Source organism: Arthrobacter sp. APC 3897 (genome assembly GCF_030407495.1).
Classification (GTDB): Bacteria; Actinomycetota; Actinomycetes; order Actinomycetales; family Micrococcaceae; genus Arthrobacter_B.
On record NZ_JASDDG010000031.1, the window covers coordinates 29,961 to 52,750 of the forward strand.

19 protein-coding genes are annotated in these 22,790 nt (G+C 65.3%); 12 read left to right on the forward strand and 7 right to left on the reverse strand.

Annotated elements, in window-relative coordinates; genetic code table 11:
* Positions 1 to 175: 175 nt before the first annotated feature.
* On the reverse strand, positions 176 to 1,705 hold the full coding sequence (locus QMA10_RS14600) for a leucyl aminopeptidase (protein ID WP_290169466.1): 1,530 nt from the start codon (positions 1,703 to 1,705) through the stop codon (positions 176 to 178).
* A 341-nt stretch (positions 1,706 to 2,046) separates the two neighbouring features.
* Between QMA10_RS14600 and QMA10_RS14605 the strand changes: the two genes are divergently transcribed.
* The 4 genes from QMA10_RS14605 (at position 2,047) to QMA10_RS14620 (ending at position 7,574) form a co-directional block, all read left to right on the forward strand.
* On the forward strand, positions 2,047 to 3,108 hold the full coding sequence (locus QMA10_RS14605) for a PAC2 family protein (protein ID WP_290169467.1): 1,062 nt from the start codon (positions 2,047 to 2,049) through the stop codon (positions 3,106 to 3,108).
* A gap of 15 nt (positions 3,109 to 3,123) precedes the next feature.
* Complete coding sequence (locus QMA10_RS14610) at positions 3,124 to 4,509, forward strand: MFS transporter (RefSeq protein WP_290169468.1); 1,386 nt, start codon at positions 3,124 to 3,126, stop codon at positions 4,507 to 4,509.
* Between the two features lie 117 nt (positions 4,510 to 4,626).
* On the forward strand, positions 4,627 to 5,940 hold the full coding sequence (locus QMA10_RS14615) for a DUF4192 domain-containing protein (protein ID WP_290169469.1): 1,314 nt from the start codon (positions 4,627 to 4,629) through the stop codon (positions 5,938 to 5,940).
* A 344-nt stretch (positions 5,941 to 6,284) separates the two neighbouring features.
* Positions 6,285 to 7,574: an RNA polymerase sigma factor gene (locus QMA10_RS14620; RefSeq protein ID WP_290169470.1), complete on the forward strand. Its 1,290-nt coding sequence runs from the start codon at positions 6,285 to 6,287 to the stop codon at positions 7,572 to 7,574.
* A 181-nt stretch (positions 7,575 to 7,755) separates the two neighbouring features.
* Here the strand turns inward: QMA10_RS14620 and QMA10_RS14625 are convergent, their stop codons facing one another.
* Positions 7,756 to 7,980 carry a hypothetical protein gene (locus QMA10_RS14625; protein WP_104054643.1) on the reverse strand — a complete coding sequence of 75 codons (225 nt, stop codon included), beginning with the start codon at positions 7,978 to 7,980 and terminating at the stop codon, positions 7,756 to 7,758.
* Between the two features lie 252 nt (positions 7,981 to 8,232).
* On the opposite strand from QMA10_RS14625, the gene QMA10_RS14630 reads away from it, so the two are divergent.
* A complete protein-coding gene (locus QMA10_RS14630; RefSeq protein WP_290169473.1) occupies positions 8,233 to 10,344 on the forward strand; it encodes a DNA topoisomerase IV subunit B in 2,112 nt (703 codons plus the stop codon).
* 63 nt (positions 10,345 to 10,407) lie between these two features.
* On the opposite strand, the gene QMA10_RS14635 is transcribed toward QMA10_RS14630, so the two are convergent.
* Together QMA10_RS14635 and QMA10_RS14640 are read right to left on the reverse strand one after the other, a co-directional pair.
* The gene (locus QMA10_RS14635) at positions 10,408 to 11,376 is read right to left on the reverse strand and encodes a M56 family metallopeptidase (RefSeq protein WP_290169474.1); all 969 of its coding nucleotides are present in this window, start codon (positions 11,374 to 11,376) and stop codon (positions 10,408 to 10,410) included.
* A gap of 29 nt (positions 11,377 to 11,405) precedes the next feature.
* Positions 11,406 to 11,783, reverse strand: coding sequence for a BlaI/MecI/CopY family transcriptional regulator (locus QMA10_RS14640; protein ID WP_290169475.1), 378 nt, complete (start codon positions 11,781 to 11,783; stop codon positions 11,406 to 11,408).
* Positions 11,784 to 12,003: 220 nt separating this feature from the next.
* Between QMA10_RS14640 and QMA10_RS14645 the strand changes: the two genes are divergently transcribed.
* The 4 genes from QMA10_RS14645 to QMA10_RS14660 are packed head-to-tail and all read left to right on the forward strand — an operon-like array spanning position 12,004 to position 19,155.
* Positions 12,004 to 13,644 carry a cytochrome ubiquinol oxidase subunit I gene (locus tag QMA10_RS14645; RefSeq protein ID WP_290169478.1) on the forward strand — a complete coding sequence of 547 codons (1,641 nt, stop codon included), beginning with the start codon at positions 12,004 to 12,006 and terminating at the stop codon, positions 13,642 to 13,644.
* 18 nt (positions 13,645 to 13,662) lie between these two features.
* Positions 13,663 to 14,682 carry a cytochrome d ubiquinol oxidase subunit II gene (cydB, locus tag QMA10_RS14650; protein ID WP_290169479.1) on the forward strand — a complete coding sequence of 340 codons (1,020 nt, stop codon included), beginning with the start codon at positions 13,663 to 13,665 and terminating at the stop codon, positions 14,680 to 14,682.
* The gene (gene cydD / locus QMA10_RS14655) at positions 14,679 to 18,125 is read left to right on the forward strand and encodes a thiol reductant ABC exporter subunit CydD (protein ID WP_290169482.1); all 3,447 of its coding nucleotides are present in this window, start codon (positions 14,679 to 14,681) and stop codon (positions 18,123 to 18,125) included. Before cydB ends, cydD begins: the two co-directional genes overlap by 4 nt.
* Before the next feature lie 34 nt (positions 18,126 to 18,159).
* Positions 18,160 to 19,155 (forward strand): GNAT family N-acetyltransferase, encoded by a 996-nt coding sequence (locus QMA10_RS14660; RefSeq protein WP_290169483.1) that lies wholly within the window; start codon positions 18,160 to 18,162, stop codon positions 19,153 to 19,155.
* Between the two features lie 39 nt (positions 19,156 to 19,194).
* Here QMA10_RS14660 and QMA10_RS14665 read toward each other — a convergent pair whose 3' ends face one another.
* From QMA10_RS14665 to QMA10_RS14675, 3 genes are read right to left on the reverse strand one after another with little or no spacing between them, the layout of a single operon-like run.
* Positions 19,195 to 19,890: a metal-dependent transcriptional regulator gene (locus QMA10_RS14665; RefSeq protein WP_290169486.1), complete on the reverse strand. Its 696-nt coding sequence runs from the start codon at positions 19,888 to 19,890 to the stop codon at positions 19,195 to 19,197.
* A 51-nt stretch (positions 19,891 to 19,941) separates the two neighbouring features.
* Positions 19,942 to 20,424 (reverse strand): SRPBCC domain-containing protein, encoded by a 483-nt coding sequence (locus QMA10_RS14670; protein ID WP_290169487.1) that lies wholly within the window; start codon positions 20,422 to 20,424, stop codon positions 19,942 to 19,944.
* A gap of 10 nt (positions 20,425 to 20,434) precedes the next feature.
* Entirely contained in the window at positions 20,435 to 21,523 is a 1,089-nt protein-coding gene (locus tag QMA10_RS14675; RefSeq protein WP_290169489.1) for a hypothetical protein, read from the reverse strand.
* Between the two features lie 35 nt (positions 21,524 to 21,558).
* On the opposite strand from QMA10_RS14675, the gene QMA10_RS14680 reads away from it, so the two are divergent.
* From QMA10_RS14680 to QMA10_RS14690, 3 genes are all read left to right on the forward strand, one after another.
* Entirely contained in the window at positions 21,559 to 21,945 is a 387-nt protein-coding gene (locus QMA10_RS14680; RefSeq protein ID WP_290169491.1) for a VOC family protein, read from the forward strand.
* Between the two features lie 104 nt (positions 21,946 to 22,049).
* Entirely contained in the window at positions 22,050 to 22,454 is a 405-nt protein-coding gene (locus QMA10_RS14685) for a metal-sensitive transcriptional regulator (protein WP_356835231.1), read from the forward strand.
* A gap of 60 nt (positions 22,455 to 22,514) precedes the next feature.
* Positions 22,515 to 22,736, forward strand: coding sequence for a heavy-metal-associated domain-containing protein (locus tag QMA10_RS14690; protein WP_290169493.1), 222 nt, complete (start codon positions 22,515 to 22,517; stop codon positions 22,734 to 22,736).
* Positions 22,737 to 22,790 lie beyond the last annotated feature (54 nt).

Here is a 22,790-nt window from a genome sequence, read left to right on the forward strand (position 1 = left end):
CACATGGGCGCGTCGTTTTAGTGATTTGGGCGGTTGTGATCGTCTCTCACACTATCCCGCCGGCAGGGCTGCATCCACTCAGTGAAGTCCTGCCGACGGGAAGTGTAAGGAGAAACACCACCCTGATTGTTTATTCCCGGTGGTCCGCTGTGAACTCCGGTGCTATATGCGCGTCTTAGGCGGAGCGGGCGACGACGTCTTCGGCGTAGGCCACCAGCGTGCGGACCGCGACGCCGGTACCCTCCTTGGGCGTGTAGCCGTAGGGCGAGCCCTCATTGAACGCCGGTCCGGCGATGTCCAGATGGGCCCACGGAATCTTCACGCCGTCAACTTCGCCCACGAACTCGCGCAGGAACGATGCGGCGGTCATCATGCCGCCGAAACGCTCGCCGTGGTTGGCGATGTCCGCAACCTGGGAATCCAGGGAAGCACGCAGCTCTTCGGGAATGGGCATCGGCCAGAACAGCTCTCCGGCACGGTCAGCGGCGGCCTTGACGGCGTCGCGCACCCCTTCCTCTCCCATGACGGCCGAGACGCGGTTGCCCAGGGCGATCATCTGCGCACCGGTGAGGGTGGCGACGTCGATCAGCACGTCGGGAGCCTCTTCCGAGGCGGCCACCAGGCCGTCGGCCATGACCAAACGCCCCTCGGCGTCGGTGTTCAGGACCTCCACGGTGCGTCCGCCGTAAGTGGTCATAACGTCGCCGGGACGCTGGGCGGTGCCGGAGGGCATGTTCTCGGCGAGGCACAGCCACGCCGTGACCTTGACGGGCAGGCCCAGTTCAGCGATGGCCAGCAGCGCGTTGAGGACAACGGCGGCTCCGCCCATGTCGCACTTCATGGTCTGCATTCCGGCGGCAGGCTTCAGCGAGAGTCCGCCCGAGTCAAACGTGATGCCCTTGCCCACCAGGGCAAGCTTCGCCTTGGCCCGCAGGGGTGCGTATTCAACCTTGACCATCCGCGGCGGGCGGGAGGAACCCTTGCCCACACCCATGAGGCCGCCGAATCCGTCACGCTCCAGCTTCTTTTCATCCATTACGGTGATCTTGACCTTGGCGGAGAGCGGCTTTGCCAGGTCCTTGGCCGCAGCGGCGAACGTCTCGGGGTACAGATGGCTGGGGGGCTGGTTGACCAGAGTACGGGTGGCGTTGACGGCACGGGCGAGAATGCGGGCACGTTCCACGGCCGGCTTCAGCGCCTTATCGTCAGCGGCGGGAGTGACAACAATGATGTTGCTGACCGGCGCCTTGACCTGTGTCTTGTCAGTGCGGTGTTCGCTGTAGCCGTAGGCACCGAAGAGGGCGCCTTCGGCGACGGCTGCCGCGTCGGCAACCGTGGCGGCCGGCAGGGCCAGCGCAACGGATTCGGTGCCGGCCAGCTGGCGTACGGCGGATCCGGCCGCACGGCGCAGGGCTTCGGCGCTCAGGGGATCTCCGGCGCTGACCTTGCCCACGCCGGCAAGAACGAGCATCTGGGCTTCGAGCTCGGGCAGTCCGGGAAGGCGGTGGATCTCGTCGGCCGCTCCGGTGACTCCCAGCAGGGGCAGCGATGCCGCAAGGGCGGAGGCAGCCTTGGAACTCAGCGGGCTGTCGATCAGGACAGGGCCGCCCGGCGTCTGGCCGATACCCACGACAAGGGCCTGGGCAGGCACCTTCTGCACGTCCTTGGAAATCACCGTTAGATTCGGCTCGTTCGTTTTCACCACGAAGTTACATCCTTACGTTCAAAATGTTGGCTGGTGCCGCTTTTTCGGTGCGGCCCGCGTCTGCCGGCGCGGTTCCTTGTTACCGATCGTAGTCTCTTGGCCGGAGCGGATGTTTGTCTGCCGGCTTTGTCCGGCGCAATCCGCAGGGATCTGCCGCTATCCGCACATGCGCGTGTCCTGCGCCTGCGGCGGACGGGAATGAAACCCGGGGGCGGGGACGTTTACCCTTGAGTAAACAGCGCGGCCCGCGCTCTTATGCCGTTTCGGGGGAGTGCCCCGCGGTGAAAAGAATCCACATTTGTCGAAAGTCCAACGCGCATGGAAGCACAGAAGGGGAAGACATGCTTGATCCGCTGACCCTGTTCAATCTGAATCCTGAGGTGGCTGACGACGCCGCCCTGCATGGATTGCAGCTTCTCGTGGGCTTTACCGGTTTTGCCGAGGCAGGCCACGTGGTCTCGCAGATCCGCGACGAGCTGCTGGAGAACCTGGAGCATGACGTGGTCGCATCCTTCGATTCCGACCAGTTGATCGATTACCGCGCCCGCCGTCCCCAGATCTCCTTCGTCGAGGATCACCTGACCGATTATGAACCGCCGGAACTGAACCTCTACCGGATGTATGACGGCCTTGGTGAACCGTTCCTCTTCCTGTCCGGTTTCGAACCGGACGTGCAGTGGGAACGCTTTGCCGCCGCAGTGGTGCATCTGGCCAAGACCTTCGACGTGGAAATGATGAGCTGGATCCACTCGATTCCCATGCCGGTGCCCCACACCCGTCCCGTCGGCGTCACCGTCCACGGCAACCGCCCCGACCTCATGTCCGGCATCAGCGCCTGGCGTCCCCACGCCCAGATCCAGGCGGCCGTTGGCCATGTCCTGGAGCTGCGCCTTATCCAGGCGGGCATCGACGTCGTTGGCCATGCCATGCATGTGCCGCACTACCTGGCGGAGGCGGAATTCCCGTCCGCCGCTGTAGCCGGCCTTGAGTATCTCGGCGCTTCTGCTTCCCTGGTGCTGCCGACCGACAGGCTCCGTGAAGCCGGCCGTGAGGTGGAGCGCCAGATCGCCGAACAGGTGGAGGCATCCGCAGAGGTCAAGGGCGTGGTGGCCACTTTGGAGAAGCGGTATGACGAGTACACGGACAGCACCGTGCGCCGTTCGCTGCTGGTGAAGGATAATGATGAGTTGGCGGACGCCGAGGAACTTGGCGCCGCCGTCGAAGCCTATTTGGCGAGCCCGCAGGCGGAGGAGGAATCCGTTGCCCTGCGGCCCGAGACAACAGCCGATACAACGGAGGATGCAGAAACTGGTGGGAATGCTGAAGCTTCCGGACAAGCTGGGACTTCCGAACAGTCAGACACCTCCGGCCCCTTCGACCAGGGGATGGGCCCCAAGAGCTGACACGGCGGTGCGCAGGTGAGTTCAACGCGCGCCTGGTTTGTCTGGGGGGTCAGCGTCCTGGCCTATCTGGTTGCCGTTACCCAGCGCACCACGTTCGGTGTTGCCGGACTGGAGGCCACCGAACGCTTCGATGCCACGGCATCCATCCTGTCCGTCTTTACCGTGGTGCAGCTGCTGGTCTACGCCGGACTGCAGATTCCGGTGGGTGTCCTGGTGGACCGGTTCGGCCCCCGGTTCCTGATCGCGGCAGGTGCCGCCCTCATGGTGGGCGGGCAGCTGCAGCTCGCCGCCGCTGAGTCCGTCGGTGCGGGTATTCTCGGCCGTTCCCTGGTGGGCGCCGGAGACGCACTGACTTTCATCAGTGTGCTGCGCCTGCTGCCGGCCTGGTTCAGCGGCCGCTCCATTCCGGTCCTGACCCAGTGGACCGGCATTACCGGGCAGCTGGGGCAGATTGCCAGTGCCGTTCCCTTCGCCTTTGTGCTGCACCGGTTCGGGTGGAGCACGGCGTTTGTCTCTGCCGCTTCCCTGTCCGTGCTGATCCTGGTCCTTACCCTGGTCTGTGTCCGCAACCGGCCTGCAGGTGTACCACGCCCGGCCCTTCTTCCGCTGCGCCAGAGCGCAACGTCACTGGCGGAGGCATGGCGGCAGCCCGGCACGCGGCTGGGAATGTGGACACACTTCACCATTCAGTTCCCGGGCACGGTCTTCATCCTGATGTGGGGATTCCCCTATCTGGTCAGCGCAGAGGGCCTGGACTCGGCCTGGGCTTCCGCGCTGATGACGCTTTTCGTCGTGGTGGCGATCATCTGCGGACCCTGGCTGGGCTCCTGGGTGGGCCGTCATCCGCTCCGCCGTTCCACCATGGTCCTCATCATTGCCGCAGCCATGGCCTGTGCCTGGCTGGCCGTACTGCTCTATCCGGGGCCGGCGCCGCTGTGGCTGCTGGCGCTGCTGGTGGCGGTCCTGGCCGTCGGCGGACCTGGATCGATGATCGGCTTCGATTTTGCCCGCACCTACAACCCCGGCCACCGGCTGGGAACTGCCACCGGCATCGTCAACGTGGGTGGGTTCATTGCCTCCCTCGTCTCCATGTATCTCATTGGGGTGGTCCTGGACATCCTGAATACCCGCGGCTTCTCCGGGGGAAACCTGTATGCCCTGGAGTCCTTCCGCATTGCGCTGGCAGTCCAGCTGCTGGTAATGGCACTGGGAGTGGCGGGCATCCTCCGGACCCGGGCGCGCGTGCGTGCACGGATGGCCGACGACGGCTTCAAGCTGCCGCCGCTGCGGCAGGCCATTGCCCGCGAACGCCAGCGGAGGCAGTCCGAGCGCGGGGTGCGGCAGGCTGCCCGGCAGGACCGGGAGGCGTCCGGGTCCGGAGCGGGCACGGACGCCGGTTAGGCCGGAGCCCCAGGCTGTTCCTCCACCGCAGGGATAATGCCCTCCGGCACGTCCCTCTGTCCACAACGTCAGGCCGCCTCGTTCCCGGTCCGGCATGCAAACCGGCAGCCTCGGACCATGACGAACTCACCCAGCCAGCGGTCCCGGGATCCGTTTCCCGTCAGTGGACCGGCGGACATCCTGGCCTACATTCCGCACAGCCTCGGCTTCACTCCGAAGGAGTCGCTGGTTCTTATGACCATGGACTCTTCCAGGCTGGGTGCGACGCTGCGCCTGGACCTGCCCCCTTCAGCGCTGGATTACTCGGAGTTTGCGGCCAAGGTCAGTGACATTCTTCGCTCCGATGTTTCCGCAGACGGCGTCTTGATGGCCTTGTATACGGACCGGGCCTGGAAGCGGCCGGATGCTCCTCCTTACCGGAGGCTCATCCATCAGCTCAGCCGGCGTCTTACTGCCGGCGGGCTGCCCATTCGGGACGGATGGGTCATTTCCTCCGCTGCCTGGCGGGAGTATTTCTGTTCGGACAGCCGTTGCTGTCCCTGGCCGGGCCGTTCCCTGGAGGACATCACCAGCAGCACGCTAAGCGCGGAAATGGTGTACCGGGGGAGCGCCTACGCGCCAACACTGGTGCAGGCTGTGGCTTTGGATATTCCCGAACCATGGGGCAGCTCCGGTGCAGCTGCTGCCGTACACGGTGCCGCTTACGTGCGCCGCTTGACGGGGCATTGGTGCGGATCTTCGCAGTTCTTAGCAACCCTGGATGTCTGGGCGGCGGTCTTTGGCAGCGCGGCTGCGGCAGCGGCGGGGGTGCGGCCGGCTGAACCCGAACCGGGGTTTGCGCGGCTGCGGACGGATCCTGAGACAGCAGGTTTCCTGTTGGCCAGTTTGCGTTCCCGGCCGGTGCGGGACACCCTTCTGGTAATGGCAGCTTTGGGGAAAGATCAGGCCTTTGCCGGGGCGGATGCCTGCAACCTCCTGTCGGTGGACGGCCGCGGCCCCTTATTGCCTCCGTGGCCGAAAGAGGCGGTGAAGACGGACGCCCGGGATCCGGAAGGTGAGCACTTCCCGGAGGCGGGGCGGGACTACCGTGACGTGCTGGTAGGCCAATATCCACGGTCGCCGCACTGGGACGCCGTGGATGCAGCGTTCGCTGTCTTCGCTGAACTCCTTGCGGCCGATGCCGCGGACGGTACGGCGGATCGGGAAGCTTCTTCGGCACTGCTGAGTCTGATGGGGTGGATCGAATGGGCTCGGGGGAGGGGCTCAAGGGCGCAGGTGCTCCTGACCCGTTGCCTGGAAGCGCATCCCGGTTACCGGCTCGCGGAGCTGCTCGAAGAGCTTTTGGCGACCGGCGTATTCCCGGTATGGGCCACAAACCCGGGGACGGCCTGGAACGGCTCCGAGCGCAACCCGGGTGCTGCCCGGCGATGAGGCCGGATGTTCCGTTGTCGACGGTGCTGCGGCGGCCGGAGTCCCGGGGCAGCCGGGGGAGCGGCCGCGCCGTGCAGCCGTCCGGCCATGCAAAGGGGCCTGCCATGCTGGCGGCAGCGGGAAATCATGAGACAATGGGAACCGAGACCCGGTCGGGTTCGTGTATCAAGTGTCGCTTCTTGTTCCTTTGATTGTTTTACAGGGAACAGAAACCACGGCAGATGTGTTCTTCATGAGAGCACCGCTGCTGGTGGGATCTCTTGAAAACAAGCACGGACTTGACAGGGTCATAGTGGTGTTGCCCCCAATGGCGATTCCACAGCCCGCCGTATGAAAGGTTTTCTGTGTCGCCGAGAAAGACAACTGCAGTTGAAGAGACTGACACTGCAAGCAAGCGCACTGCCGTAGACGAAGCCCAGGCTCCGATTGATGCCGCCGCCGGCGAAAAGACCGCGGTAAAGACCGTCCGCAAGGCTGCAGCGCGCAAGCCTGCAGCTGCCAAGTCAGCTACCGCTGCAGCCGGCCGCAAGACACCCGCCAAGTCGGCCAAGGCTGCAAAGGCCGCCGCCGCAGCGGAAGAGGAAGAGTCGCACAGCGACACGGATGCGGTTGAGCCGGACGCTGATGCCGCAGACGCGCCCGAAGCAGCACCCACAGGCTCGGGCTTTGTCTACTCAGATGCCGACGATGATGACGCCCCTGCCCAGCAGGTTGTCTCCGCCGGTGCAACGGCAGATCCGGTCAAGGACTACCTGAAGCAGATCGGCAAGGTTGCACTGCTGAACGCTGAGCAGGAAGTTGATCTCGCCCTCCGCATCGAGGCCGGGCTCTTCGCCGAGGAGAAGCTCGCAGCTGATCCCAACATGGACCCCAAGCTCAAGCGGGAGCTCGAGTTTATTGTCCACGACGGTAAGCGTGCCAAGAACCACCTGCTGGAGGCCAACCTCCGCCTCGTCGTGTCCCTGGCCAAGCGCTACACCGGCCGCGGCATGCTGTTCCTGGACCTCATCCAGGAAGGCAATCTGGGCCTGATCCGTGCAGTCGAGAAGTTCGACTACACCAAGGGCTTCAAGTTCTCCACCTATGCAACATGGTGGATCCGCCAGGCCATCACCCGTGCCATGGCTGACCAGGCCCGCACCATCCGTATTCCCGTGCACATGGTCGAGGTCATCAACAAGCTTGCCCGCGTGCAGCGTCAGATGCTCCAGGACCTGGGCCGTGAACCCGCGCCCGAAGAGCTGGCGCTGGAACTGGACATGACCCCTGAAAAGGTTGTTGAAGTCCAGAAGTACGGCCGCGAGCCGATCTCCCTGCACACCCCGCTGGGTGAGGACGGCGACTCCGAGTTCGGCGACCTCATTGAGGACTCCGAAGCCGTTGTTCCGGCCGACGCCGTCAGCTTCACGCTGCTGCAGGAGCAGCTGCACTCCGTGCTGGACACGCTGTCCGAGCGTGAGGCCGGTGTCGTGGCTATGCGCTTCGGACTGACGGACGGCCAGCCGAAGACCCTGGATGAGATCGGCAAGGTTTACGGGGTTACCCGTGAACGCATCCGCCAGATCGAATCCAAGACCATGTCGAAGCTGCGCCACCCCTCCCGTTCCCAGGTGCTGCGCGACTACCTGGATTAATCAAAGCCGCAAGCGCAGAACGCCCCCGGTCCGTTGCCACGGACCGGGGGCGTTCTGCGCTTAAAGGGAATCCGCGGCGGCTGGGGGCACGGACGTGAAAAGGCTCCTCCCGCGTGGGCGGGAGGAGCCTTCCAAGCTGTACGCGCTGCCGGGTCTGCCGGCTGCGTCCGTGAAGTGCGCTTTAGTCTGCGGGGACTGCTTCTGCCTTCTTCATCAGGCGGGACGTTTCATCCTGCCACTCGGAGGTCAGGGGGCGAAGGTTGGCCTCCACCGCCCGTGCATGGTGTCCGCAGAAGAGGAGCTCCCCACCCGAGGATTCAAGTACCGCACGTACGTACGCCTGCGCACCGCAGCGGTCGCAGCGGTCCAGCGTATTCAGTTCACGAGTAGCTACTGCTGCTGTCATGAAAGCCTCCTTGGGGTGTTGATACTTCATATAACCATCTTTATGCGCCGGTCCTTCGCGCATTGGCAGGTCTTTCGCTCAGCGCGTACCAATCACCTGTCCTCTTGTGAGGTAATTCACCGATGCTGAGTCGCTGGCAGACAGTGTCACCGTCGGGCCTTAACCTTGGTAGTAGCCCGGTGACATCCGGGTACGCAGCTGGATCGGCGATCTGCCGGCCAACGGTTTCAAGGCCTGAGGAGTTTCAAGCACGTGGCGCCCCCGAACACTGAGTACAACGCCCGCCATCTTTCCGTTTTGGAAGGGCTCGAAGCTGTGCGGAAGCGTCCCGGCATGTACATCGGGTCCACCGATTCCCGCGGGCTCATGCACTGTCTCTGGGAGATCATCGACAACTCCGTGGATGAAGCCCTGGCCGGCTACGGGCAGAGCATCAAGATCATCCTGCATCCGGACGGCTCCGTGGAGATCCATGATGACGGCCGCGGAATCCCGGTGGACATCGAGCCCAAGACCGGCCTGTCCGGGGTGGAGGTGGTCTTCACGAAGCTCCATGCCGGAGGAAAGTTCGGCGGCGGTTCCTACGCCGCCTCCGGGGGCCTGCACGGTGTCGGCGCTTCCGTGGTCAACGCCCTGTCCTCCCGCCTGGATGTGCAGGTGGACCGCGCGGGCAAGATCTACCAGATGAACTTTAGGCGCGGCGAGCCCGGCCATTTTGCAGACACCGGCAAATCACCGAGCCCCGACGCCAAGTTCACTCCTTTCCTGGAGAGCTCCAAACTGGAGGTGGTGGGCAAGGCCAAGCGCGGCGTCACCGGAACCCGGATCCGTTATTGGGCGGACCGCCAGATCTTCACCCCGGATGCCAAGTTCTCCTACACGGAGCTGCAGGCCCGTGCCCGCCAGACGTCTTTCCTGGTTCCCGGACTCAGGATTACCCTGCGCGACGAGCGCCGGCTGCCCGGCACGCCCGGCGAGGCAGGCCCGGTGGAAGAAGTCTTCCAGCACGACGGCGGCATCACGGAGTTTGTGGAATACCTGGCAGCGGACGCTCCGGTCACCGACATCTGGCGCCTGCAGGGCAGCGGCAAGTTCAAGGAATCAGTTCCCGTCCTGGACGAGTCCGGGCACAGCAAGATCGCCGAGGTGGAGCGCGAGTGTGAGGTTGATATCGCGCTGCGCTGGGGCATCGGCTATGAAACGAACATCCGCAGCTTCGTGAACATCATTGCCACGCCCAAGGGCGGCACGCACCAGGCCGGGTTTGAGCAGGCGCTGCTGAAGACCTTCCGCAAGGTCATCGAGGCCAACGCCCGCAAACTCAAGGCAGGCAACGACAAGATCGAGAAGGATGATGTCTTCGCCGGGCTGACGGCCGTCCTCACCGTCCGGCTGGCCGAGCCCCAGTTCGAGGGGCAGACCAAGGAAATCCTCGGCACGTCAGCGGTCCGCGCCATCGTCGCCAAGGTGGTGGACAAGGAGATTACCGCGCGGCTCAACTCCAGTGCCCGGCAGGACAAGGCGCAATCGGCCCTGCTGCTGGAAAAGGTCGTTTCGGAGATGAAATCCCGCATCTCCGCCCGCGTGCACAAGGAAACCCAGCGGCGGAAGAACGCCCTGGAGACCTCCTCCATGCCCGCGAAGCTGGCGGATTGCCGGATTGATGACAGCGAGCGCTCCGAACTGTTCATTGTCGAGGGCGACAGCGCGCTGGGTACTGCCAAACTTGCCCGCTCCTCCGACTACCAGGCGCTGCTGCCTATCCGCGGCAAGATCCTGAACGTGCAGAAGGCCTCGGTTGCGGACATGCTCTCCAACGCCGAGTGTGCGGCTCTGATCCAGGTGGTCGGTGCAGGGTCCGGGCGGAGTTTCCAGCTGGACGCCGCACGCTACGGCAAGGTCATTTTCATGACCGACGCCGACGTCGACGGCGCGCACATCCGTACCCTGCTGCTGACCCTGTTCTTCCGCTACATGCGGCCGCTGGTTGAGGCGGGCCGTGTATACGCAGCCGTGCCGCCGCTGCACCGGGTGGAGGTCATCAATCACGGCTCCAAGGCAAACGAGATGATCTACACCTACTCGGAAAAGGAGCTGCACCAGCTGCTGGCCAAGCTGGAGAAGGAAGGCCGGAACTACAAGGAACCCATCCAGCGGTACAAGGGCCTGGGTGAGATGGATGCGGACCAGCTGGCCGAAACCACCATGGACCCGAGGCACCGGACCCTTCGCCGCGTACGCATTGACCAGGCCGCTGACGCCGAACGCGCCTTTGAGCTTTTGATGGGCAGCGAGGTGGCCCCGCGCAAGGACTTCATTATTGCCGGAGCGGCCATGCTGGACCGCGACCGCATCGACGCGTAGGCGCCGGCGGTTCCCCGGGGCGGGCTGTGAGCTGTCCCCGGGGGCCGCGGCCGGGACTACCCCCTAGACAACACCCGGAGCGATCAGCAGTGTGGTGGGAACGGCGAGCAGCAGGCCGGACAGGATGAGCACTGCTGCCCGCTGCCAGGCAGGAAGCGGCGGACGGGGTGTCAGCAACCGGCTCAGGCGGTGAACCGTGCCGATTTTTTCCTGCTCCTCGGGGCTGCCCAGCAGCGGGGTGCCCCGGCCCTCGGCCGCGGCCGGATTCTCCGGGGGCGCCGCACCGCCGGTTCCGACGATCGCCACCGCCCGGATAAGTGTCTCCGGCGGCACCGTGTGCAGGGCCTCGTCATCGGCGAGCATCTCGATGAGTTCGTTAACGGACTGCTGGGCCAGTTGGGAGGTGGGCAGCCACGGCAGTGCGGCGCGCCAGGCGGCAAAGGCCCACAGCAGCAGGTGGTGGTGCTGGCCCAGATGGGCTTTCTCGTGGATGAGGACAGCGGAGAGCTCTTCGTCCGAGAGCATCTCAAGCAGCCCGTCCGAGAGCACGGTGACCGAGCGTGCGCCGCCCGGAAGGCAGTATGCCACCGGAACAGGGTGGTTGATGACCAGGGTGGCCGGCCGGGTGTCTGACGGGGAGCTCAGCAGCGCCAGCATGTCCCGGTGCCTGCGCCGGCCGCGGCGGATCCGGTAATAGGTCAGCAGGAGAGTGAAGATGAGGTGGGCGCTGAGCAGGAGGGCCGCACTAAGTGCGAACACATGCACCAGGCCCAGGGTGGTGGCCGGTTCGCCGCGCACCAGGATGCCCCAAAGGCTCCCCAGGGCTTCAAGCAGGTTGTCGCCCAGAGGCTCCAAGCCCCAGGTCAGCATGGCGCCGATCATCGAGAGCCCGCCGGCCAGGGCAATGGCCTGCCACAGCACCATGGCGGTGAAGGGGGACCGGGCCGGCCATTTGGCGCGCGAAAGGATCATGGGAACAGGCCACGCCAGCAGGAGAGCCAGTGCGGCCAGTAAGTACGAGGCCCAAAACATCGCGGCGGAGAGGGTTGGCCGCTATCCGGTCAGGCGCCGCCGAGCAGCCGGCGGAGGGTCTCCGCCTCGGTTGCCGACACTGAGCCGACAAAGCGTGCCAGCACGGCTTCACGGTCATTCACTGAGCCAAGGACTTCGTGCATTAGCTCGGCCGTGTGTTCAGCCTTGGAAGTGATGGCGCGGTAGCGGTGCGGCCGGATGTTGCGTTCGCGTTCCACCAGCCCCTTTTTCTCCAGCCGGGAGAGCACCGTGAGGATGGTGGTGACAGCAAGTCCCCTGCCGTCCCCTGTGCCGGCGGCAGGGTTGGCCTGAGCCAGCCGTTCACGCAGTTCGTTTGCCGTGGCCGCCTCGGGTGACTCCCAGAGGAGGTCCATTGTTGCCCGTTCCAACTCACCGAGGGTAGCCATTTGTGTTTCCATCCTTCAGCATCAATAGTCTACGAACCTTCGCCGGGGCCCGTGCGCTTCGGCCGGTGCCCGCAGAGAAGAGGTCCGGCTGTCCAATCTACAGGTTTTTTGTGATTGGTTCTACATCACGTAGAAATCTGTTTCGAATCTGATCTACGATCAGAAGCAGAATGATCTTCTACGCTCTGTAGAAATCTGGTTCGAATGAAGGAAACCTCCCGTGGAAGCACTCGATATTGCCCGCTGGCAGTTCGGTATCACCACCGTCTACCACTTCCTCATGGTGCCGCTGACCATTGGCCTGGGGCTGGTCGTGGCAACCCTGCAGACCATGTGGGTCCGGACGGGCAAAGATGAATACCTGCGCATGACCAAGTTCTGGGGAAAGCTCTTCCTCATCAACTTCATCATGGGCATCGCTACCGGCCTGGTGCAGGAATTTCAGTTCGGCATGGCCTGGAGCGAGTACAGCCGCTTCGTAGGCGACGTGTTCGGTGCGCCGCTGGCGCTGGAATCACTGCTGGCCTTCTTCACGGAGTCCGTGTTCCTTGGCCTGTGGATCTTCGGCTGGGGAAGGCTCTCCAAGAAGCTGCATCTTGCCTGCCTGTGGCTGGCAGTGCTGGCCTCGGTTCTGTCCGCCTACTTCATCCTGGCCGCGAACTCCTGGATGCAGCACCCCGTTGGCGTGGAAATGGTGGACGGCCGCCCCGTGCTCAATGACATCTGGGCTGTCCTGACCAACAACACCCTGCTGGTGGCGTTCCCGCACCAGATCACCGCTGCACTCTCGGTGGCCGGCGGATTCCTGCTCGGGATTGCCTGGTACCACCTGTGGAAGCGGCGCCGTGACGGGATCGACACCGTCAACGAAGACGGCACCGTGAATGTCGGTGAACGCCCGGAGACCGGCCGCGACAAGACCGATTACAGCGTGTGGATCAAGTCCCTGCGCATCGGGGCGGTGGTCGCCATGGTGTCCTTCGCCGGCACAGCGATTACCGGTGACCTGCAGGGCAAGCTGATGTTCGAGCAGCAGCCCATGAAGATGGCGGCAGCGGAGGCTGCCTGCCATGACGGAACGTCCTTCTCGATCCTCTCTGTCGGCGACGTTGGCGCCAAGAACTGCGACGATGTCAAGGCTGTAATCGAAGTTCCCGGCCTGCTGTCCTTCCTGGCGAACAACAACTTCGACACCGAGGTGAAGGGCGTCAATACGTTGATCCCGGAGTACCAGGAGGCCTACGGAACCCACATTCCGGATGATCCCAAGTACGGTGCACAGGCCGGCACTGAAATCGATTATCTGCCGGTCATGTCCGTTACCTACTGGGGTTTCCGCATCATGATCGGCTTCGGCGGCATTGCTGCAGCCGCAGCCGCCTTCGCTCTGTGGATCACCCGCAAGGGGACCGTGCCCCAGTCCAAGTGGCTGATGCGACTGGCAGTGTTCGGCATCCTGGCTCCCTTCGGCGCCAACAGCGCGGGCTGGATCTTCACCGAGATGGGACGCCAGCCGTTTGTGGTCGCGCCCAACCCGAGTTTCACCGGCATCGACCAGGTCTTCATGTTTACGGCCGCGGCAGTTTCGCCCGGTGTTTCAAGGGCGGAGATGATCTTCTCGCTCGCCTGCTTCGCCCTGGTCTATCTGGCGCTGCTGGTGGTGGAAGTCCGGCTGCTGTTCAAGTTCACCCGCGGCGGTGTTCCGTCCGCCATGCCTGAGCTGCTCAACAGCGGCGGGCACGACGGCGGCTCCTCCGGCGGCATGGATTCTGCCGGCGGCGACGACGGCACGGGCAGTGACGGCAGCGGCGGCGGAACAAGAGCCAAGCAGCCCGACGATGTCCTCGGCTTTGCCTACTAAGCGATCTGGAGCACAGAAGTGATTTCGCTACCTACCCTTTGGTTCATCGTCCTGGCCTTCCTTTGGACCGGTTATTTGTTCCTGGAGGGCTTCGACCTCGGCGTCGGCATGCTCATGAAGCTGATGGGCCGCAGCGAGAAGGACCGCCGTGTCATGCTGAACACCATCGGACCCGTCTGGGACGGCAACGAGGTGTGGCTGATTACCGCCGGTGCCATGACCTTTGCGACCTTCCCGCTCTGGTACGCGGCGCTCTTCTCGGCGCTGTACGTTCCGCTGGTGCTGGTCCTGCTGGGACTAATCTTCCGGGCGGTGTCCATCGAATACCGCGGCAAGCACAACGACGACCGCTGGCGCAGCCGGTGGGACTGGGCCATGGCCCTGGGTTCCTTCGTCTCCGCCTTCGGCGTGGGAGCCGCCCTGGCACTGACCACCACCGGGCTGCCGCTGAATGAGAACGGCGACCGGGTGGGCGGAGCCTTTGCCTGGCTCAACGGTTACGCCGTCCTCGGCGGATTCGCCGTCGTTGCGTTCTGTCTGGTTCATGCCTGTGCCTTCCTGGCGCTGAAGTCCCGCGGCGACATTGAAATGCGCGCCCGGCGCGCCGTCGTCCGCTGGCTGCCCCTGGGTGTTGTCCCGATGGCCGCCTGGGCCATTGTGGTGCAGCAGCAGAACGGAAAAGCGCTGACCCTGATCCCGCTGGTCATCGCCGTGGTGGCAGTGGTGCTCGCCTGGGTCTCGGCGCGCCGCGGACGGGAAGGCTGGAGCTTCATCTGGATCGGCGCCTTCCTGGTGGCGGGTGTGTTCACGATCTTCGCCTCGCTCTACCCGAACGTGCTGCCCTCCACCCTGGACCCGGCATGGAACCTCACCGTCAACAACGCGTCCTCCTCCGACTACACGCTGACCGTCATCTCCTGGGTCTCCCTCTTCGGCCTGCCCCTGGTGGTCCTTTACCAGGGGTGGACCTACTGGGTCTTCCGCAAGCGCATTTCCGCTGAATCCATCCCTGCGGCCCACTCGGTGACCGCTCAGTGAAACCGGTCCTTCCGGTCAGCGCCGCCAGCCGGCGGGCGCTGTATCTCCTGGGTCTGCTGGCCGCCGTCAAGGCGGCGGGCCTGGTGCTCCTGGCCACGGGTGTGGCGGCCGGAGTGGCCGGGCTTGCCGCCGGGGACCCCGATTGGCGCTGGGTGTTTGCCAACGGCATCGCCGGAGCGGTGCTGCGCTCACTCGCCGTCTGGGGCACCGAGACGGTATCCCAGCGCGCCGCAGCAGGAGTGAAGGAGGAGTTGCGTGCCTCCCTGACCAAACGGGCGCTCGACGACGGCGGCAACGTTCCAGGCATGGGCAGCGGTGCGCTGAGCGTGCTGATCACCCGGGGGCTGGACGGACTGGACAACTACTACGCCAAGTACCTGCCCGCCCTGGTGACGTGCGCCGTCGTCCCCCTGCTCGTGGGCCTGCGCATCCTCTCCGCGGACTGGCTCAGCGCGGTGGTGGTGGTCTTGACCGTGCCCCTGGTACCGGTCTTCATGATCCTGATCGGGCTGCACACCGGAGACAAGACCGCCGCCGCCGTGGATGCGCTCAACCGCCTCTCCGACAACATGCTGGAGCTGGCCAAGGGACTGCCGGTCCTCGTTGGACTGGGGCGCGCGAAGGCCCAGACCAGAGCGCTGCGCGATGTAGCCGAGAACTACCGCGTCCGCACGCTGGAAACCCTTCGCATCGCGTTCCTGTCCGCGCTGGCCCTGGAACTTATTGCCACCATCTCCGTGGCACTGGTGGCCGTCGTGATCGGCGTACGCCTGGTCAACGGCTCCATGTCCCTGGAGCTTGGACTGCTCGCCCTGATCCTGGCGCCGGAGTGCTATCAGCCGCTGCGTGACCTGGGCACGGCCCACCACGCCAGTGAAGACGGGCTGGAGGCGCTCAAACGCACCAACGCGGTGCTCGACGCTCCGCCTGCCGAGCCGCTGGTGCCGGAGGCTGCCGACAACGCGGTTGCCGGCCTGCCCGGTGCGCTGGCCTTATCCGGACCCCCGCTCTCCGTCGGCGGGCTGACCATCAGGTATGCCGGCAGGCCCCGGCCGGCCGTGTCCAATCTCAGCTTCGAGGTTCCCGCCGGCAGCATTGCAGCCCTCACCGGATCCAGCGGCAGCGGCAAGACCTCCGTGCTGGAAACCCTCGCCGGACTGCGCCGCAGCGGCGGCGACACCGTGCTGGAAGGCTCCGTAACCGGCGTCGACCGCACCGGCATTGCCTGGATCCCGCAGCACCCGGTGCTGGTGGAAGACACCGCCGCCGAAGAGATTGCCCTCTACTCCGGCTTGGGCCCGGGGGAGGAAGGGCGGCAGGCTGCGGCAAATGCGCTCGCGGCTATCGGGGCACTGCACCTGCTGGAGAGCCGCACCGCGGACCTAAGCCCCGGCGAGCAGCGGCGCGTGGCTGTGGCCCGTGCCCTGGCCAGGATTGCCTGCCAGCCCCGGGTTCGTGTGCTGCTGGCGGACGAACCCACGGCGCATCTGGATGCTGCCAGCGCCGCTGCTGTCATCCGTGCCCTGAAAGACCTGCGCGGAACCGTCACCGTCCTGCTGGTGGCGCACGACGCGGCTGCCGCTGCCATTGCCGACACCCTGATTCCCGTGGACGCCGGCATGTCCAACCTGGCGGCAGCATCGGGAACGGCGCCGGTGGCGGCCCCGCCGGGGAACGCACCCGCCGCGGCAACCCCCGCGGCATCGTCCGTCACCGGCGACGCCGCAGAGCCTGCCCCCGTGCGCTGGCAGGACGAGCTCGCGGAAACCGAGTCCCATCCGGTGCACCAGCCGCTGTGGAAGAACCTCCTGGTGCTGCGGCCCTGGAGCCCCCAGTTCCTGCTGGCCCTGCTCCTGGGCACCGGAGCGACGCTTTTTGCCGTGGCCCTTACTTCGCTGTCCGGCTGGCTGATTGTCCGGGCCAATGAACAGCCGCCCATCATGCTGCTGCTCACCGCCATTGTCGGGGTGCGGTTCTTCGGGATCGGCCGTGCCGTGCTCCGCTACCTCGAACGGCTCCGCCTGCACGACGCCGTCTTCCGCGCCACCAACACCATCCGCATCCGCCTGTGGAACGGCCTGCTGCAGCGGCCCGAGGGATGGCGCCGGCTCGCCCGCGGCGGAGGAGCGCTGGAACGGCTGGTGGGGGATGTTGACGAACTGCGGGACATCGCCCCTCGCGTTGTCTTTGCGCCGATCACCGGATTCTTCACCGCCGTCGCTGCGTGTATTGCCACAGGCCTGCTGCTGCCCGAAGCACTCGGCGTGCAGATCCTGGTCTGCGTGGTGGGCCTGGTCATTGCACCGCTGGTGGCCGTGGGGGCCGACGCGGCCGCCCGTGCTGCCACTGTGCGGCTGCAGTCACGGTCCATGGCGGCCATGGCGCGGCTGCTGGACGCGGCAGCGGATCTGGAAGCCAACAGCAGCGCCGCACCTGTGTTTGCACGCCAGCAGGAACTCGATGCGCGGGCCAGCGCTGCCGTGCGCCGCAGCGCGTGGGCCCAGGGCCTGGCCAATGCGCTTACCGCCCTGGCCTGCTCCCTGGGGTCCCTCTACGTGCTGACCGTGGCGGGGAACATTCCGGCGACGGTAGCCGCCGTCGTAGTGCTGATGCAGCTGGCGCTGATCGAAGCCTTCGTAGCCGTCAACGGTTCCATCCAGCAGTTCACCGCCTGGCGGACCCTGGGCGACAAGGTGCTCCCTGACCTTGGTACAGACACAGTGGAAGCGGACGCGGACATGGACGCCGGGGGCCGGACGCCGGTCCCTGCCGTGGATACCGTTGAACTGCGTGGTATCAGCTATACCTATCCGGGTGAGAAGACCCCGGTGTTCGAGGATCTGGACCTGGACCTTCGCCGTGGAAGCTGGCTGGCCGTGACCGGGCCTTCCGGCAGCGGAAAGTCCACCTTGCTCGGCGTCCTGCTGGGCTTCCTCACCCCGCAGGAGGGAACCTTCCGTATCAACGGCCGTGCAGCGGCAACACTGCCGCCTGCTGCACGGCGGATGGCCTGGTGCCCGCAGGAGGCCCACCTGTTCGATTCGACCCTGCGCGGTAACCTGCTGCTGGCCCGCGACCGCAGCCAGGCGCCCACCGAGGAGGAAATGGCAGCGGCCCTTCGCGCCGTCGGCCTCGGCCCGTTCCTCGCCGGTCTGCCGGAAGGGCTGGACACCCGTGTAGGCGGCGGCGGACACTTCCTGTCCGGCGGGCAGCGCCAGCGCCTGGCGGTGGCACGCGCACTCCTGACGGAAGCCGACGTCGTGCTCCTGGACGAACCCACGGCCCACCTGGACGCGGAAGCGGGGGAGCAGCTGATGGCAGACCTGTCCGCCGGACTGCGCGGCAAATCCGTGGTGGTCGTGACCCACAACCCTGCCGATGCCGCCTGGTGTTCGCGCAGAATCGTGCTGGGACAGCAGATATGCACCCAATCACACTGCTAGGAAGTCCCCGGCGCACTTGTCATAGGGTGGAAAGATGAGCATTTCAATACCTCCGGAAATTCCCGGTCCCGTTACGGGCCTGCGCTGGCGGGCCATCACGGCCGAAGACGTTGACGCCTGGCTGGAGCTGGTCCGGCGCATCGCCGCAGTGGACAAGCCGGGATATGTCCAACAGCGTGCGGACCTCGAACACGTTTTGGCTGCCAGCGCGGACAACCCGGCCAGGGACACCCTGCTGGGGCTTGACCGCAACGGCGTCCCGCGGGCCTACGGATATCTGGTCCGGACCGAAGGCTCGGACAAAATCCACGGCGCCGGGGGAGTGGATCCCGAATGGCGCAGGCGCGGCATCGGCACTGCACTGCTGCGCTGGCAGCAGCAGCGTGCGCGGGAGAGACTCCTGGAAACCGGACATGAAAAGGGTCTGCTGCGCTTTATGGCAGAGGAGGACAATGCCTCCCATATAGCGCTGTTCCATGCTGCCAACGCGTCGGTGGTGCGGTACTTTACGGAAATGAGCCGGCCGCTCGATGCGGATATCCCGGACACAAAGCTGCCGGACGGCATGGAGTATGTGACCTTCAACGAGGACATATCCGAAGCGCTGCGCGTTGCCCACAACGAGGTGTTCCGGGATCACTGGGGCAGTGAGGAACGCGACCCCGAACGCTGGAAGCACAACGTGGAACACCCGCACTTCCGTGCGGACTGGACCTTCGTGGTCATGGACACTGCTGCCGGGGAAATTGCCGGCTACAACGTTGCCTCCTTTGACCCCGAGGGCGAAAAGCTCAACGGCTACACCGAGGGCTACACGGAACTGCTCGGAGTACGGCGCAGCTACCGTGGCCTGGGGCTGGCGCCGGCCATGCTGGGAGAAGCGATGCGCCGGTATAAGGCGGCGGGCATGGAGCGTGCCGGCCTGGGCGTGGACACCGAAAACCCCTCCGGAGCCCTGGGTCTCTATGAAAGCCTGGGGTATACGCCCACTTTCCGTGAGGTGTTCTTCGACCTGCACGTTCTTCCCTAGGGATCAGTCTTTCCCCGGGGCAGGTCCGGGGCCAAACGCTCAGTCCTGCGGGGTTTGCTCCGCGCCGGGAGCCCTCAGGACCCAGATGGCCTGGGCAGCGGGAAGACCGAGTTCCAGCTGTTCGCCGCCCGCTGTGACGGTCAGGGTTCCGGCGTAGGACTGGCGGGAGAGGACGCGGACCTGCACATCCAAATGCAGCCCCAGTCCGGCCAGATACCGCAGCAGCTCCGGGTCCGTGTCCGAAACCCGCGCAATGCTCACCACGCTGCCGGGCTCGCAGCCGCTGAGCCGAACCGCGGCCAGCGGCGGGAAGCTTCCGGTGCGCGTGGGAATGGGATCTCCGTGCGGATCACGGACGGGGTAGCCCAGCCGCCGGTCCAGGGCATTTACCATCTTGTCGGAGACGGCGTGTTCGAGGTGCTCGGCTTCGTCATGGACCTCGTCCCAGCCATAGCCCAGGTACTCCACCAGGAAGGTCTCGATCAGCCGGTGCCGGCGCACCATGGCCACCGCCTCGCGGGTTCCTTCCTCCGTGAGGGTGATGGAACCGTAGCGTGCATGGGTCAGCAGTCCCTGGGCCGTCAGCTTCTTCACCGCTTCGGAGACCGACGACGGCGAATTGCCCACGTGCGCGGAGAGCGCAGAAACCGTGACCGGCGCGTCAGTCCATTCCTGGGCGGTCCAGATGACCTTGAGATAGTCCTCGGAAGCAGTTGAAAGCGAATTGGTACCCACGCCTCTACCTTACGCGGTGCGGGTCAGCCGACCGGAAAGGCCGGGGCGGGCCTATCCCTGCACCGTCTGCGCATCATCGAGCTCCCCGTACACCGCCCAGAAGCCGGCCATGGAGCGCGGATGTCCCTGCAGCAGATCTTCGAGGTACAGCAGATGCGCCTGCCAGCCGGGCGGGTAGCCGGCACTGTCATCGCCGAGTCCCTCGTGCGTCAGCGTCAGACGGGTGCTCCTGTCCTCCTGTGTGAGCACGATGCGCAGGCGTGAGAGCGGTTCGTCCGGGAACTTCCAGGTCATGGCCAGCAGCGCCGGAGGTTCACAGCGCAGGATCTCGCTGATGCAGGAATACCCTTCGGCATGCTGCACGCTCACCACGCTGCCCGGGGTGAACGCCCCGGAGCTGAGGGATCCCAGCCAGAGAGGCAGGGCCTCCGGATCCGTCAATCCCCGCCAGACGCGGTCTGCAGGAGCAGGCATTGACCACTGCAGGGTGACACGTCCGGCCCCGGGTTCGATCGCGCGGCTGATAAGAGGCATGGCCGGGAGACTAGTACACCTCTCCGGTGTGCACCAGCGTCCACGCGTCGCCGCCCGTTTGGCGGTGCCAGTGCTGCCGCGGGCTGTCGGTTTCCCGGAGGGCATCGGTGAGCCAGATGGTCCGGTCCGGATCCCAGCCTGCGATGACGGAAGCCCGGTCATCATCGAGGTGAAGTGCCCGCCCCGCGCTGCTGAGGTATCCCGCCGGCGTCAGATGGACGGCGTCCCATTCCCCGGCTACCCGCTCCCAGTCCGGGATCACCCAACGGCCGTCCCGTCCCGTGACCTGGAACCAGTCATTGCGCCGGGATGCCGTGACCTCCAGCGGGAAGGTGCGGCACAGTGCCGTCCAGTCATCTCCGGTGCGGACTTCGTACGTGCTGCCGGTGCCGCGGACCGGAATGGTGGTGGCATCTTCCCATCCCAGAGGATCTTCGATGAGATTCAGTGCTGCCGGTATCCGGCTCACGGTACCCGGAAGCCCCGGTGGAACGGACCACCAGTCACCCGACACCTTCGAATCCAGGGCGTAGCCATGTGCTCTCCACCGGATCTCGTCGGCACGGACGGCCCGCCCCCACTGTTCCAGTCTCTGCTGCGGATTCCGGTCCAGCGGTGCCGGATCATCCGGGCCGCGCCAGTCGATGGCCCACTGCTCCACCCGGCGGGGTTCTTCGCTCCGCTGCATGGCGGGCATGGCCGTCACCCGGGCGGCAAGAGGGATGAGTCCTTCGCGGATGACAGGCAGCGCGGCGAGCACGTCCTCGCCGTCCGGCGGCTGCCAATACCTGGCTGTGCCCACCGCACGCTCGAGTGCCGGCTGGATCATCTCATCCTCGACTCCGGACAGATCAAGGGTGCGGAGTGCGGCGGCCAGATGCTCCGGTGAGCCGGCGGCGGCCGAGTGTGTGCCGCCGTCGTTGTCTGTCCCGGGGGTCTCCAGGCCAAACAGCACCGTGGAGGTTCCTTTGCCGGGATCGAGCTCGTAGCCCAGCCGGAAGACAGCCCTGCTGACCTCCTGATTCAGTTCCATTGCAACCTCGAGGCACAGGCGGCGGCCCCGCGGCCCGGCGAGGAGCAATTCAGTCCCGGCGTTCATTGGCCCATCCTTGCACGGAGGCTACGCTGACCTCCATGACGGCCCTGATCTCGCATACGTCCTTTGACAGCCTCGACGCGTTTGCCCAGTCCGTGTTCTGGGGTGAAGTGCTCGGTTTCCGGGAAGATTCCAGCGATCCGAACCGTCCCGGTGACGAGGAGTGCATGATCGCCTCCGACGACGGTTCGCAGCGGCTGCTGTTCATTGAGGTCCCGGACGCCAAGCAAATCAAAAACCGGGTCCATTTGGACCTCAAACCCGCCGAAGGCACCCGGGACCGGGAACTGCAGCGCCTCCTGGCTCTGGGGGCCCGGGAAGTGGCGGATCGGCGGCTGGCTGACGGGACCGGGTGGGTGGTGCTCGCAGATCCGGAGGGCAATGAGTTCTGCATCCTGCGCAGTGACGCCGAGCGGGAGCGTTAGCTGCCGGGCCGTCGGCCTATCTGCCCCGAGATACCCCCTAGGGGTACTTGACGTATACCCCAAGGGGGTATACGTTCGTTTCAGATCGAATCTTAGGAGCGGACATGAGCATGATCCAGGAGCACGGTGCCAACGTCACCGCAGGCGCTGAAAGACCCGTCATTCAGCACGGAACCGGTGAGGACCTGAACAGCGCCGGGCAGGACCATTCCGGCGCCCACGGGTATGCCACGGACAAAGAGGCCTACCTCAAGCGGCTCCGGCGCATCGAGGGACAGGTCCGCGGGATTGCCCGCATGGTCGAGGAAGACAAGTACTGTATCGACATCCTGACCCAGGTTGCTGCCATCAACAAAGCACTGCACGCCGTGAGCCTTGGCCTCGTCCAGGACCATATGTCCCACTGTGTGGTGGATGCTGCCCGCGAGGCAGATGCCACCGGCAATCCTGAACTGGTACAGGCCAAGGTGCAGGAAGCCACCGACGCCATCGGCCGCCTCCTGCGCTGAACCAGCCTGCCGCCTTCTTGGACCCATACGAGATGCAAAACCTTACGGAAGAGAAACCCCATGGAAACCACACTGAACATTTCCGGCATGACCTGCGGACACTGCGTCGCATCCGTTACCGAAGAAATCGAAGCGATCGACGGCGTCGACGCTGTCAATGTCGATCTCAACGCGGGCGGGATCTCCACCGCCGTGGTCACCTCCAGCCGCGAACTTTCAGCCGTTGAACTCGGCGAAGCGGTGGCAGAAGCCGGCTACCTCGTAGTGGAAGGCTCCGCCTAGCGGGGAAAACGCCCAGAGCGGAAAACGCCCAGACCGGAAAACCCTTTGGAAGGA